This window comes from Vibrio sp. R10-SG-ISO4 (assembly GCF_059834135.1).
This window is the reverse complement of record NZ_JCBDHJ010000018.1, coordinates 116,433-130,854: the sequence shown is the minus strand read 5'-3', so window position 1 is coordinate 130,854 and position 14,422 is coordinate 116,433. Positions and strand designations below refer to the sequence as shown.

General features: G+C 49.9%; 14 protein-coding genes. All 14 read right to left on the bottom strand.

What is annotated here, in order from left to right; genetic code table 11:
- Window position 1: 1 nt before the first annotated feature.
- Window positions 2–622, bottom strand: coding sequence for a cytochrome c biogenesis heme-transporting ATPase CcmA (ccmA, locus tag AC6R03_RS13530; protein ID WP_500631878.1), 621 nt, complete (start codon window positions 620–622; stop codon window positions 2–4).
- A 252-nt stretch (window positions 623–874) separates the two neighbouring features.
- On the bottom strand, window positions 875–1,363 hold the full coding sequence (locus tag AC6R03_RS13525) for a DUF2802 domain-containing protein (protein ID WP_500628700.1): 489 nt from the start codon (window positions 1,361–1,363) through the stop codon (window positions 875–877).
- Window positions 1,363–1,857 carry a chemotaxis protein CheW gene (locus AC6R03_RS13520; protein ID WP_006959436.1) on the bottom strand — a complete coding sequence of 165 codons (495 nt, stop codon included), beginning with the start codon at window positions 1,855–1,857 and terminating at the stop codon, window positions 1,363–1,365. Before AC6R03_RS13520 ends, AC6R03_RS13525 begins: the two co-directional genes overlap by 1 nt.
- A 37-nt stretch (window positions 1,858–1,894) precedes the next feature.
- Window positions 1,895–2,986 (bottom strand): chemotaxis protein CheW, encoded by a 1,092-nt coding sequence (locus AC6R03_RS13515; RefSeq protein ID WP_500631877.1) that lies wholly within the window; start codon window positions 2,984–2,986, stop codon window positions 1,895–1,897.
- The gene (locus AC6R03_RS13510; protein ID WP_487903592.1) at window positions 2,979–3,755 is read right to left on the bottom strand and encodes a ParA family protein; all 777 of its coding nucleotides are present in this window, start codon (window positions 3,753–3,755) and stop codon (window positions 2,979–2,981) included. The genes AC6R03_RS13515 and AC6R03_RS13510 overlap by 8 nt, the downstream gene beginning before the upstream one ends.
- Before the next feature lie 10 nt (window positions 3,756–3,765).
- Window positions 3,766–4,902 (bottom strand): protein-glutamate methylesterase/protein-glutamine glutaminase, encoded by a 1,137-nt coding sequence (locus tag AC6R03_RS13505; protein WP_500631876.1) that lies wholly within the window; start codon window positions 4,900–4,902, stop codon window positions 3,766–3,768.
- Window positions 4,903–4,926: 24 nt separating this feature from the next.
- A complete protein-coding gene (locus tag AC6R03_RS13500; protein WP_500631875.1) occupies window positions 4,927–7,170 on the bottom strand; it encodes a chemotaxis protein CheA in 2,244 nt (747 codons plus the stop codon).
- Between the two features lie 9 nt (window positions 7,171–7,179).
- On the bottom strand, window positions 7,180–7,899 hold the full coding sequence (locus AC6R03_RS13495; RefSeq protein WP_500625771.1) for a protein phosphatase CheZ: 720 nt from the start codon (window positions 7,897–7,899) through the stop codon (window positions 7,180–7,182).
- Window positions 7,900–7,940: 41 nt separating this feature from the next.
- Complete coding sequence (cheY, locus tag AC6R03_RS13490; RefSeq protein WP_017635949.1) at window positions 7,941–8,309, bottom strand: chemotaxis response regulator CheY; 369 nt, start codon at window positions 8,307–8,309, stop codon at window positions 7,941–7,943.
- 44 nt (window positions 8,310–8,353) lie between these two features.
- The gene (locus AC6R03_RS13485; RefSeq protein WP_334551111.1) at window positions 8,354–9,088 is read right to left on the bottom strand and encodes an RNA polymerase sigma factor FliA; all 735 of its coding nucleotides are present in this window, start codon (window positions 9,086–9,088) and stop codon (window positions 8,354–8,356) included.
- Window positions 9,081–9,968, bottom strand: coding sequence for a MinD/ParA family protein (locus AC6R03_RS13480; RefSeq protein ID WP_334551112.1), 888 nt, complete (start codon window positions 9,966–9,968; stop codon window positions 9,081–9,083). The genes AC6R03_RS13485 and AC6R03_RS13480 overlap by 8 nt, the downstream gene beginning before the upstream one ends.
- A 13-nt stretch (window positions 9,969–9,981) precedes the next feature.
- Complete coding sequence (flhF, locus tag AC6R03_RS13475) at window positions 9,982–11,499, bottom strand: flagellar biosynthesis GTPase FlhF (protein ID WP_500631874.1); 1,518 nt, start codon at window positions 11,497–11,499, stop codon at window positions 9,982–9,984.
- 29 nt (window positions 11,500–11,528) lie between these two features.
- On the bottom strand, window positions 11,529–13,622 hold the full coding sequence (gene flhA, locus AC6R03_RS13470; RefSeq protein WP_500625769.1) for a flagellar biosynthesis protein FlhA: 2,094 nt from the start codon (window positions 13,620–13,622) through the stop codon (window positions 11,529–11,531).
- A gap of 169 nt (window positions 13,623–13,791) precedes the next feature.
- Window positions 13,792–14,256 carry a phosphohistidine phosphatase SixA gene (sixA, locus tag AC6R03_RS13465; RefSeq protein ID WP_500625768.1) on the bottom strand — a complete coding sequence of 155 codons (465 nt, stop codon included), beginning with the start codon at window positions 14,254–14,256 and terminating at the stop codon, window positions 13,792–13,794.
- Window positions 14,257–14,422 lie beyond the last annotated feature (166 nt).

Below are 14,422 nucleotides of genomic sequence, written 5' to 3'. Positions count from 1 at the left end.
GCTAGTCACCTAACTTAATTTTTCTAAGGATGGGATTGTCGGCAAACATGTCTTGGTGTGTCGTCAAAATCACTATGCCCCCTTGCTCTGCATGTTGCAGAAAGAGCGCTTCCAACACCTTGACGCCTTGCTTATCGATGGCCGTGAGAGGCTCATCTAAAATCCACAATTTATGCTCACTGAGCCACAACCTTGCCAATGCTACGCGCCGCTGCTGCCCCGCAGACAGCTGCCCCACTGGGACATCTTCTCGCCCTGCCAATCCAACTTTGACCAGAGCGTTATAGATATCGGTTTTCGTGAGCGCTTGCTGACTGTGCAGGCCCAGATAAAAACGCAAATTTTCGTACGCGGTGAGTTCGCGCTTGATACCGGTCTGGTGGCCGAGAAACAGCAAGTCTTGATGGAAAGCTTCACGATTGGAAAGCACAGATTCACCACGCCAAGTAATGTTTCCGCACTCTTTATCACCAAGACCCGTAATAATACGCAGCAACGTCGTTTTGCCTGTGCCGTTGCGCCCTTCAATTTGTACTAATTCACCTGGCTCTATATCGAAAGAGAGCGATTCAAACAACACTCTTTCATCTCGGATCGCCGTCAGTTGCGAGACTTGTAACATGTATGACCAATCAACCATTTTCGAGCCGCTAGTTTACCACAGCCTTTTCACGACAAAACTACCAACACTGACCTAGGCTCACGAAACTACGTAAGATTCTGTTAATAATTGATTATGTTTATGCTTTCGGCGTGAAAATTGTGATTTACAGCGATGTGAATTTCACACTCTACCCCTTATGGATAGGGTGAAAGAAAAAAGGATGCCTGAATGGGCATCCTCACTATTTGCGACACTGTTAATTTGATAATGTCACTTTCGTACCGGGCGTTTGCGCGCCTCTTGACGTCTTGGTGTGCTCTGGAGTGGAGGAATCTTCTCCTCTCCCGCTAATTTCTTCTGTAATGACATCATCAGCTCCGCTTCCGCCTTGGGAAGCTCACACTGCTCAATCAACTCATCCAAATCAGCCCCGAGTTGAACCATTTTGGTCGCTCGTGAATAGAGACGCCCATCACTGTCCTCTTGCTCAAGTTCTGTCACGCGTTCATTGAGGTGCTGAATGATGTCCTGCTGCTCGCTGATCCTTTGTCCAAGCCCAACAACAACCGAGCGCACTTCTAAAAGCTGCTTATTGGCCTTTTGCAGCTCTTTATCAAAATGCCGTTGCTGCTGGCGAAAATGATCGGCCGTTCTCACTTGACCTCGCTTGAGGCGAAACAGCGCAAGCAAAAGAAACAAAAAGACGAACGCCACCGCCCCTGCTAACACAGGTGCGGGAGCTACAGCGAAGATATCCATTATAGGTGAGCCATCTCATCCCATTCTTCGTCAGTCAACAGCTTGTTCAAGTCCACAAGGATAAGCAGCTTACCATCACGGTTGCTCACACCCTGAATGAACTTGGCGCTTTCGTCAGTGCCGACACTTGGAGTTGTATCGATTTCAGAAGAACGGAGGTAAACCACTTCAGCCACACTATCAACCAGAATACCGATCACTTGGTGCTCAGACTCAATCACAATGATGCGAGTGTTGTCGGTGATCTCACCTTCCATGAGACCAAAACGTGAACGCGTATCGATGACAGTGACGACGTTACCACGAAGGTTGATAATACCCAGTACATAGTCTGGCGCACCCGGTACTGGTGCGATTTCGGTGTAACGCAGCACTTCACGCACTTGCATTACGTTAATACCGTAAGTTTCTTCTTCTAGTTGGAACGTCACCCACTGAAGTACTTCGTCATTGGACTGGTCTTTTCTTACTTCGACTTCATTCGTTTGAGACATACCTATTCCTCTCTGCCCAAATTGGCCTTAAATGAACTTATTTATCTAGTGCTTTAACATCAAGTCCTGCATTAAGCATAGCTATCAATGCCTCAACGTGAACCAAAGCACACATTTTTTCTTTTACCATACCCGCAAGCCACGGACGCTTCCCGGCCGTCACACGCCAGCGGACCTTTTCAGGGCTGAGCGACTCAGTACCCAGCAATTGCGTGCTTGCTAGTCCCCAAAGGCTCTCACCAAGCATGACAATGTATTGATATTCGTCTTTATGGCTATCATCTTCCAGCTTTTCGGCCATCACCCATTTCGCGGTATCCACCACATCAAGCTGAGAATCCCGATTGGTTTGTAAACCCAAATACCAACTTGGTCGACCAATTAAATGATTCAGATCGCCAATACGGTGAATGCCGCCAAGCTCATCGAGTGGCACCGCAAAGGTCACGCCATTCACCTCAAAGTAGAGTACCTGAAACGATACGTGACGCTCGGTACTTTGCCAGCTGTCTAGCGCATTGCCACTGGATGTCTCGAGTTCGCTCTGCACCTCGACCGTGGATTCAATATGCTGCTCAACTTCAGCAATAGGTACTTCAGCAATCGGCACCTCTGCGACAGGAAACTCAGCGATGGGCGCCTCATCGACCACCTCAGTCAGCGACGGTTCGAACGTCACAACGTCCTCTTCGACAAACGCCTCCGCCTCTTGTGTTGGGGCTAGGGGTTCATCGATCACCCAATCTTGAATCTCTTCGACTTCTGGCTTCACAATGTCAGGTTCAACCTGAGCAATCGCCGCCGTATTCTGCTCCATGACCTCTTCTAATTGTAAGTCAGCAACAGGATTCGTCGACTCGAGCTGTTTAAGCAGTCTTTCTACGTCCTCAAGATTGGGCACTTCCAAATCGACCGTCGACTGTAAGATGTAGCTGTTTTCAGCCACGGGCTGCACTTGTGGCTCTGGCTCCCATGATGCTTCAACCGCATGCATTGGCTCGACTGTGTCCGACGATTCATCTTGTGGCGCGGCGACCTGAGTCTCTTCTAGCTCCACCTCTTCGTCGAGCAAAGCGGCAAAATAATCATCCAGTGCCTGTTCACCTGACAGCAACGCGTTGTTACTCATTGAGCGCTAACCTCTCTAAATGAATCAACAGCTGCTTGTAGGCAAACACACCGCGACTGCCTGCCGCAAAGTGTGAGACAGGTAAATGCTTTAAGCTCGCATCACGAAATTTGGTATCAATCGGTATGGCCGAAGACCACACCTGATTCGGGTAATCTTTCTTAAGCTGCTGCAGGGTTTGCAGCGACGCGCGAGTCCGCTTGTCGTACATGGTGGGGACTATCGTCACTTTGAATGCACGATTACGAGACTTCTGCATGATCGCCAACGTGCGAACCATGCGCTCTAAGCCTTTCATGGCCAAAAACTCGGTCTGAACCGGAATCAAAATTCGATCGCTCGCCGCCAAAGCATTGACCATCATCACCCCTAAGATAGGCGGGCAATCAATCAACACATAATCGTATTGATCTCGAATCGCGAGCAAGGCGCGCTTTAGAATCAACCCCATACCGCTGCGATTACCCATCACGCGATCTAGCGTCGCTAAAGACATGTGCGCCGGAATCAGATCAATGCCTTCAATGTCCGAGTTCATGATCAAAGGGTTGACGGTGCTTGGGGTATAATCCTTGAGCTGAAAAAGATCAAACAAACTGGCAGGTACGCTGTCGGAATCATAACCAAGATAGGTCGTCAAAGAGGCATGCGGATCGGTATCGACCAATAACACCCGTTTACCTTGCTGGCTTAATAAGCCCGCCAGCGTAATGGTGGTGGTGGTTTTGCCTACGCCGCCTTTTTGGTTTGCAATACTCCAAACTATCATGTCGCCACCTCTACGCGAGTCCAAGCTCAACCAACATTCGCTCTGAAATGCGGTCTAGAGGTAGATCTTCACTGGAGAGTCCGGCTTTAGCCACAGCTTGAGGCATGCCATACACCACACAGCTCTCTTCATCCTGCGCCCAAATCGTTGCGCCGGCATTTTTCAGCATTCGTGCGCCTTCACGACCATCCGCCCCCATACCCGTCAGTACCATCGACAACACTTGGTCACCATACACTTTGGCTGCACTGCCAAAGGTGACGTCGACACAAGGTTTGTAGTTCATCCGCTCACCGCCATCAATCACACGCAATTTAGCGCTGCCTGGGCGGCCATCAATCATCATCTGCATGCCACCTGGAGCGAGATACGCCACACCTGGTCTTAGCATATCGCCATCTTCTGCTTCTTTTACGGTGATTTTACACAGCGAGTTTAAGCGACTAGCAAACGCCGCGGTAAACGTCGCAGGCATATGCTGAATAAGCACAATAGGATGCGGATAGTTTGCAGGCAATTTGGTGAGAATTTTTTGCAAGGCGACCGGGCCACCGGTGGAGGTTCCGATAGCCGTTAACTGATATTTTTTACCACTGGCTTTAAAGCGCGTCGCATTCACCGCCGGACGCGACGGTGTGGCGGCGCTTGGTGCCGTTCTTGCTGTTGAGGTCGATCGAAGCGCAGATGAGGTCGGCGTACTTCTTGGCGCGGGCGTCGCCGGTTTTGCCACCGGACGGCGCATAAAGGTTCGACGCGAAGCGATTTGCAACACTCTTTGTTGCAGTAACGTCACCGCTTCATCTCGATTGCGCGCGATGTCTTCAAACTTTTTCGGCAAAAAGTCCAACGCTCCGGCTTCCAGCGCATCGAGGGTCGCTTTCGCACCATCGTGTGTCAATGATGAAAACATCAAAATCGGAACAGGACTTTGCGCCATAATTTCGCGGACGGCAGTGATGCCGTCCATAATAGGCATTTCGATGTCCATAGTGATGACGTCAGGCTTAAGCGACAGTGCTTTTTGCACCGCCTCTTTGCCGTTGGTTGCGACATCCATCACTTCAAGCTTAGGCTCAGAGTTAATGATCTCGCTAACACGACGGCGAAAGAAGCTCGAATCGTCAACAACTAATACTTTGATTGCCATATAAATCCTTCTATTTACGCACCGTTAGATGCGTGATGCCGCTGCGTACTGTTTCAGCAGATCAGGCACATCAAGAATCAAAGCAATGTGACCATCACTGGTAATCGTTGCCCCTGCCATACCCGGCGTCCCTTGCAACAACTTATCAAGCGGCTTGATGACGACTTCTTCTTGTCCAATCAAGGTATCCACAACAAAGCCAACACGCTGGCTTCCTAGTTGAACGATAACCACATGACCATGCCCTTTACGTAGCTCGACTTTCCCCGCACTCGGCGCTAGCCAGTTTTGCAGATAGAATAGCGGAATGGATTTGTCTCGAACGATGATGGTCAATTGGCCGTCGACGACGTTAGTGCGGCTCAAATCCAAATGGAAGATCTCGTTGACACTTGCCAAAGGCAACGCAAATGGATGCCCGGCCACCCCAACCATCAAGGTTGGCAAAATCGCCAGTGTCAGAGGTACTTTGATCGTAATCTTGGTGCCTTTACCGAGCTCTGAGTCAATATCGATCGAGCCGTTTAAGGTATTGATGGCCGTTTTCACCACGTCCATACCCACACCGCGACCAGAGATGTCAGAAATCTTCTCTTTACTTGAGAAACCTGGCATGAAGATCAGGTTGAAACACTCTTTGTCTGTGAGGCGAGACGCTGCGTCTTCATCCATCATGCCACGTTTAACGGCAATCGCACGGAGCTTATCTGGGTCCATACCGCCACCGTCATCGACAATAGCCAGTTCAATATGATCACCTTCTTGCGAGGCAGACAGAATCACTTTACCCGTGCGCGGCTTGCCAGCGGCAACGCGATCGTCGGGCATTTCTACACCGTGATCCACCGAGTTTCGAACCAAGTGGATCAATGGATCGGCAAGCGCCTCAACTAGGTTTTTATCTAAGTCTGTCTCTTCACCGCGCATTTCCAGCGTGATGTCTTTGTTCAGGCTACGCGCCAAGTCTCGAACTACTCGCGGGAAACGTCCAAACACTTTCTTAATCGGCTGCATGCGCGTTTTCATGACCGCGCCTTGCAAGTCCGCAGTGACAACGTCTAGGTTTGCGACCGCTTTAGACATCTCTTCATCGTTGCTATTAAGCCCCAAACTGAGTAAGCGGTTTCGCACCAACACTAGCTCGCCCACCATGTTCATGATGACATCGAGGGTTGAAGTATCCACACGGACCGTGGCTTCCGCTTGAGGTTTCTTGGCCGGAGCAGACGCCTCTTTCTTCGCTGGAGGTGGCGCTGCCTCTGCCTTCTCGGCAGGGGCTGGTTTTGCAGCAGGCTGCGCTTTCGGAGCCGCCGCTGGAGCCGGTTGACTTGGTGCAGAAGATGGCGTCGCAGCAGGTTTAGGTGGCACTGGCTTCGTGGCCGCTTCGAGTTCTTCCACTGATGGACCTTTACCTGCACCATGCAGGTTGTCCAACAGCTTCTCGAACTCTTCATCAGTCATTAAATCGCCATCACCAGCCGCAGGGCTCGGTGGTGGAGGTGGCGGCGGAGCAGACGCCGCTGCCGCTTCATTTTCACCTGGTCCTTTGCCGACCCCGTGAAGTTCATCAAGCAGCTTTTCAAATTCATCATCGGTGATATCACCGCTCATGTCTGCACTTGGCGCTGGAGCAGCTGATGACTGCGCTTCGGCTTCTTTACCAGGTGCACTGCCCTTGCCGTGAAGCTCATCAAGTAGCTTTTCAAATTCGTCTTGGGTGATTTCGTCGATAGAACCGCCAGAGCCTGACGGGGCTGCATCTGCAGTTGGCGCTTCCCCGATAGGTTCTTCGACTACAGGTTCTTCGACAACAACCGGCTCTTCGACGACAGGCTCAGGCTCAACGGGCGCTTCGGCTTGGGGCACCTCATCTTCTGAAGCCGGTTTGCTTAGACGATGGAGTTCCTCAAGAAGCGCAGGGTCAGCAGGCGTTAACGGGTCTCTGTCTTGGACAGCCTGAAACTGTTCATTGACGGTGTCGAGTGCTTGCAGCATGGTATCCATCAAGCCAGAATCGACCTGACGCTGGCCATTACGCAGCGTATCAAACACATTCTCTGCGCCGTGACATGTGTCAACAAGCTCAGTCAAAGAGAGAAACCCTGCGCCCCCTTTCACCGTGTGGAAACCACGGAAAATGGCGTTGAGCAAATCTCTGTCATCTGGGTTGTTTTCCAATTCTACCAACTGCTCAGACAGTAGTTCTAGAATCTCACCCGCTTCTACCAAAAAGTCCTGAAGAATATCTTCGTCTAAATCAAAGCTCATATGTTACCTCTAAAACCCAAGACTAGAGAGCAAGTCGTCCACTTCGTCTTGTGATGAAACGGCATCATCCCTTTCATGAGGGTTAAGGATTGGCCCTTCCGGATCCGTAGATGCTTTATTCTTGTTATCTGTGCTGCCTTCCAACTGGCTTGCGCCAAACGCAGTGAGAATCTCAACTAATCGTGCTTCAACTTCACTAACCAAAGTAATCACGCGTCTAATAATTTGTCCGGTCAAATCTTGGAAATCTTGAGCCATCAGTATTTCCGTCAACTGACCGCGTAACTCTGAACTGTCGCCTTCGACTTGACCGAGGAGGTCATCAATGCGATGGCACAAGGCTTTGAACTCTGCAAGGTCAATGCGCCCGTGCATCAATTCGTTCCACTGAGGACGTACCTTGAGTAGCCCTTCGTGCAGATTGTCTGCAATCGGCATACAACGGTCGACGGCATCCATGGTTTTGTTCGCGGCGACTTCTGTCTTGTCAATGACGTATTGGAGGCGATCCCTTGCATCAGGAATTTCGTCATTCGCGATTTCGTTAACTCGTTCGCTGAGCGTAAACTGCTTGATAGACTCGTGCAGATCACGGGTTAACTCGCCAATCTCTTGAAGCATCGGATTGGCATTTGATTCATGAATGTCTTTAACAAGAAGGTCTGCTTCCTGCTGTTGACCGTTTTCTAATAGTTCGACAAGTTGTTTTGCCTGTTCTAATGAAATCATTCTGAATTTGGCCTATTGCGCCACGTCGTCAATTCCTTGACTTATAAACGCTCAAAAATTTTGTCTAGTTTTTCTTTTAGTGTTGCCGCGGTAAATGGCTTAACGATGTAGCCGTTCACACCCGCTTGTGCCGCCTCAATGATCTGTTCACGCTTTGCTTCCGCAGTAATCATCAAAACAGGAAGGTGCTTAAGCTCAGCATCGGCGCGAATGTGTTTGAGCAGGTCAATACCTTGCATGCCTGGCATGTTCCAGTCGGTCACGACAAAGTCGAAATCACCTTTTTTCAGCATAGGTAACGCAGTCAAACCATCGTCGGCTTCTTGAGTGTTATTAAAACCCAAGTCACGAAGTAAGTTCTTAACGATTCGGCGCATTGTTGAAAAGTCATCAACAATTAGGATTTTCATGTTTTTATTCAAAATTGCCTCCACTGAGTTTGATATCAGTGATGTTAGTCATTATTTGTCCAAGCACTCAACTTTGTGCGTAGACGTTGCATTGATTGGCTTAGTATCTGGCTAACGCGTGACTCGCTAACCCCTATTACCTCACCGATTTCTTTCAAGTTTAACTCTTCATCGTAATAAAGCGAAAGTACTAGTGCCTCTCGTTCTGGTAGAGATTTGATCGAGTCGACAAGTGCGGTGCGAAAATACTCATCTGCCACCCCTTTAAAAGGGACATTGTCTTCCTCTTGGTCCTCAGGAGAAATCGAATCTTCCGAGACACCTAAATCCTCTATCCCAACCAAACGTGAACAGTTAATGTCCGTTAGTATCGTGTGGTACTGATCCAGGCTGATGCCCATAAACTGCGCCACTTCCGCATCGGTTGGATCTCGATTCAGTTGCCCTTCCAACGAGGCGATAGCTTGACTGATTTCTCGATTGTTCTTATGCACAGAGCGAGGAACCCAGTCTCCACGTCGGATGTCATCCAACATCGCGCCTCGAATCCGTATGCCCGCATACGTTTCAAAGCTGGCGCCTTTACTACCATCGTAGTTTTTTTGTGCCTCTAGCAGACCAATCATGCCCGCCTGAATAAGATCTTCTACCTGCACACTCGGAGGCAAACGTCCAAGCAAATGGTGAGCAATACGCTTCACCAGCACCGAGTATTTTTCTAAAAACGCTCGCTGGCTATCGTGATTGGCATATTGGTCGTAGGTCAGGGCCTTATTCACCAAACGGTTCCTCTAGCATCTCATTCTTATTTACTAAGCGTTCTACAAAAAACTCAAGATGTCCACTCGGCACTTTCGGAATTGGCCAAGTTAGCGCTTTACTGGCCAATGAACCGATGGCGAGAGCAGCAGGGGAGCGCGGGAAGGCGTCCACAACAATCTTTTGCTTTTTAACAGCTTGTCGAACTTTATCATCTAAAGGAATACATGCTACGAGCTCAAGACTCACATTCAAGAATCGCTCTGTGACCAAGGTCAACTTTGCGAACAATTCTCGGCCTTCTCGATAGCTTCTGACCATATTTGCAACAATTTTGAATCGCTGCACTTGGTGGTCCTTGTTCAATAGTTTAATTAAAGCATACGCATCGGTAATTGACGTAGGTTCATCACACACGACGACAACCACATCTTGGGCCGCGCGCGAAAAACTCACTACCATATCAGAAATGCCTGCCGCTGTATCAATCAACAGCACATCCATTTCGTCTTCGAGACTGCCAAAAGCGCGAATCAAGCCCACATGTTGCGCGTGGGAGAGTTCAGTCATCGACTGTGTCCCTGATGTTGCAGGAATGATGCGAATACCGTGTGGCCCTTCAACGATGGCGTCTTGCAGGTCACACTCTCCGGCCAATACATGGCCTAAATTGCGTTTAGGTCGAATGCCGAGCATCACGTCCACGTTGGCCAGACCTAAGTCTGCATCGAGCACCATGACTTTTTTGCCTTGGCGCGCCATACAAATCGCCATGCCTAAGGTTACGTTTGACTTACCAACTCCGCCTTTGCCTCCGGTTACCGAAATAACTTTAGTCAACGAGGGTTGGGTTAAGCGGCGTAGCCCGCTAGCTTGGTCTTGAATCATATTCTTCGTCATAATCGTCCGCCGCCTAGAACCTGTCTGCGTCACTATTCCAATAGTGAGGTTCGTTATCTGTCGACTTCTCTAGCAACTCATTTGCTTTCGCTACCATGTATTTTGGCTGAGCAATCACAATGTCTTCTGGTACACGTTGTCCGTTCGCGATATACGCGACGGGCAATGCGTTTTGCACTACAACACTGACAAACTCTCCCAAACTCAGTGACTCATCGAGCTTGGTCAAAATACATCCAGAAAGTGGAATACGTTTAAAGTGATCAATGGTCTCTTGTAATACTTTGCGCTGCGCCGTGGCAGGCAGTACCAAGTAGCTATGAATCACTTCACCAATTTCGTGCATTAGGGTGTCAAGCTGCTCTGACAATCGGACATCGCGCTGTCCCATGCCGGCAGTATCGACCAAAATTAGGCGACGATTTCTCAACTGATAAATAACATCGGCTAATTCATTGGAATCTTTAGCAACTTTTACTGGGCACCCCATAATTCGACCATAAATAGCCAACTGTTCATGAGCACCAATTCGATAAGTATCTGTGGTCACAAGCGCCACGTTGTCCGCGCCAAACTCCATGGCAGCGCGTGCGGCTAATTTGGCCACTGTCGTGGTTTTCCCCACACCGGTTGGGCCAAGTAATGCGACCACGCCACCGCGTTTAAGGATGTCTTGTTTGGAGATAGGGATCTGGTCTGAGACTAAACCCAGCAATGCTTTCCATGCTTTGGTAGGCGGCGTGTCTTCAGGTATGTAACACGCTAATTGATCGGCCAAATCCGAAGAGACGCCCATCCGCTCAAGGCGCTTAATTAACATGGCTCTAAGGGGCTCTCTTCGCTCCACTTCTTGCCACATTAACCCCGATACTTGATGCTCAAGCAGACGACGAATCGAGGACATTTCCTCTTTCATCTCTTCAAAATCTTCGTTGGGCATCGCTGATTCTTGCGCGCGACCACGCTCATAACGAGAAGGATCCAAGCGCGCAGCCGGTTTTTCAATACGGCGGTCTTCTGCAATCAGCTTGGCCAAAGGCGAATCTTCACGTACGCGAACATCGTTATCCTGACCTGATTTATAAGAGGTATTTTGACGCTTCAACAACGCCGCCAGCGAGTCTTCTTCTTCCTCATCACGAGGCGGAGTCCCGCCACGATATTGGGCCAGCATATTGGCAAAACGTTTGGTCATCGAACGTCCAGAATCACCTTGTGATTGTAGGCTCACCTTGTCATCATCAAGGCGACGCTGATTTGATGAGGCTAAGCTCGCACTGGCTTGGCTATGCTGGCTGGCTTGGCTATGCTGGCTAGCGGACTGAGAGGCAGGGACATGTCGTGGGTTGGAGTTGTAGCTGTGACTTGGCGCCGCTCGCTTCGCTGCGGAATCTCCGTCAACAGCCGCCACGATTTCTACGCCACCAGCGACTTTTTTGTTCGACATGATTACTGCGTCATCGCCTAACTCTGCTTTCACTTGAAGCAGAGCGCCACGCATGTCTTTTGCAAAAAATCGTTTAATTTTCAAATTAGATACCGTGTTTTACCGACTCTGTTCTAGTTACCGACAGCTTGAACAATGCGGATTTGTTTTTCGTCAGGTATTTCTTGGTATGACAGCACACGCAGTGATGGAATCGTATTCTTCACGAACTTGGCTAAGGTTGAACGCAACACCCCTGATGTCAGGAGCACAGCAGGCTCACCTTTGAGCTCTTGTTCTTGTGTGGCATGGCTCAGTGATGATTGCAATCGCTCTGCCAAACCAGGTTCTATCCCTGCGGACTCTCCTCCCGAAGCTTGCATTGTCTGATGCAATATTTGTTCCAGTTCAGGAATCAAGGTAATAACCGGCAACTCTGGCTCTATACCGTTGATTTCCTGAACGATTAAGCGCTTCAATGAGATTCGTGCAGCGGCCGTTAGGATGTCGGGTTCTTGACTCTTTGATGAGTATTCCGACAAGGTCTGAACGATGGTACGAATGTCTCGAATGGGCACGGCTTCGTTGAGTAAGTTTTGCAGAACTTTCACCACGACGCCAAGTTGCAGCTGATCGGGTACAAAGTTTTCCACCAACTTCGGCGCGCTGCGACCCAACATTTCAAGGAGATTTTGTACTTCTTCATGACCGAGCAATTGAGAGGCGTTGTTGGTCAACAGCTGGCTTAAGTGCGTCGCCAACACCGTGGACGAGTCAACGACGGTGTAGCCTAACGCCTGAGCATGCTCGCGCTGCTCTTCGCGAATCCACACCGCTTCAAGCCCAAACGCGGGGTCAATGGTCGGTTCACCCTCAATCATCCCGTACACTTGGCCTGGGTTGATTGCCAGCTCCATATCTGGGCGAATCTCCGCCTCGCCTACCGCAACGCCCATTAAAGTGATGCGGTAGCTATTTGGCGTCAATTCCAGGTTATCGCGAATGTGCACAGCTGGAATGAGGAAGCCAAAATCTTGAGAGAGCTTTTTACGCACCCCTTTCACTCGCTCAAGCAGTTCACCCCCTTGGTCTTTATCCACCAATGGGATCAGGCGGTATCCCACCTCAAGACCAATGGTATCGACCGGCTGAACATCATCCCAAGAGAGCTCTTTCGGCGTGGGAGCTTCTGTCTCTTGCGTGGCGGGCAGGTTCTTGCTCTCGGCCTGTTTTTTCTGCTTGCGTTGAATGAGGTACGCGCCGCCGCCCGCCAACAGAGCGAGGAGCAAAAACGCAAAATGAGGCATACCCGGAACGATGCCCATGACAAACAAAATCGCGGCGGTGATCATCAGCGCCTTGGGGTTGTCAAACATCTGAAAGACAACCTGCTGTCCCATATCCTCGTCTGTATTTTGACGCGTCACCATGATCGCGGCGCCAATCGACAACAGCAATGATGGGATCTGGGCGACCAAACCATCACCAATGGTCAGCAAGGTATAGATTTGAATCGCTTCACCAAAGCCGAGGCCGTATTGCGCCATACCGATCGATAAGCCGCCGATAATGTTGATAAACAGAATCAAGATACCGGCGATGGCGTCACCTTTAACAAATTTTGACGCACCGTCCATCGAACCATAGAAATCGGCTTCTTTGGTCACTTCTTGACGTCGAGTACGCGCTTGATCTTGGTCGATCAGTCCCGCGTTCAAGTCTGCGTCAATCGCCATTTGCTTACCGGGTAAAGCGTCCAAGGTAAAGCGAGCACTCACCTCAGAGATACGCCCTGCACCTTTGGTCACGACCATAAAGTTGATGATCATCAAGATGAGAAAGACCACCAAACCGACAGCGTAGTTACCACCAATCACCACGTTACCGAAGGCTTCAATCACCGAACCTGCCGCTTCAGGTCCTTCATGACCGTACAGCAGTACCACACGCGTTGAAGCAACGTTGAGCGCCAAACGCAGCAAGGTCGCAATCAGCAGTACCGTGGGGAAAGCCGCAAAATCAAGCGGGCGGCGTGTGTAAACCGTGACGAGCAGCACCACCATCGCCAAAGCGATGTTGAAGGTAAAAGACAAATCGAGCAAAAAAGGCGGGATCGGCAATACGATCATCGCCAATGTCGACAGCACCATGACAGGCGCGCCTATCGCGGGTAAGGCTCGCTGAGGTATCGGTGGCAGCTTATCTGCAAACGGCAAAGAAAACTTCATAGGTAAGTAATGAGAATCTATGGAAAAAGAGTCAACGTCAGCTGTTTATGCAATTTTTAGTCCAGTGATGTTGTCAAAAAACTGGCTAGAGACAAGAACTAGGCGACCCATCTTTCGAAGTGACACCTGTAGCACGACTGACGTTCACGCCTGGATATTGCTGACGGCGTTAGGGTCTGAGGTTAAACAGCAACTCGCCTTGTTTGGTCTGAGGTTGGTAATCGACACAAGCCAACCCTGAGGTAGGGAACAGTGGCGGCGCCATATCCACCACAAACTCCGCGGTCAAATATCCGACCAGAGGTAAGTGAGAGACGAGCAACACAGACTCTAGCTGCTCAACATCAATCAAGGCGTCAATATACTGCGCGACTTGCTCAGAGTCCCCATAGGGCGTGATGTCATCCAGTGTCTCTACTTTATTGGCGTCAAAGCAGTGAGCGATCTCCTGCCATGTCTGCTGAGCACGGATATAAGGGCTGACAAGAACCTTATCAAAAGAGCGATAGCCCTGCTCGACACACGCTTTTGCGACCGCTAGAGACGCTTGGCGACCATTCGCGGTTAACTCACGCTGGGCATCACTGTCGGCAAAATGCTCTGCTTCCCCATGGCGCATAATAAAAATTTTCATGGCTAAATCCTACACTACCCTGCCAGCGCCCATTCGACGTGGCGAATTTATTATCGTGCCAGTCCTGCTGGCCATTTTTACTCTCAAGTATATCAAGAGCGTGGCTAAAGACACCGATTTTATTAATGTATTGTTGACGAAACGATCGCAATCTCGGGCAGGTTCC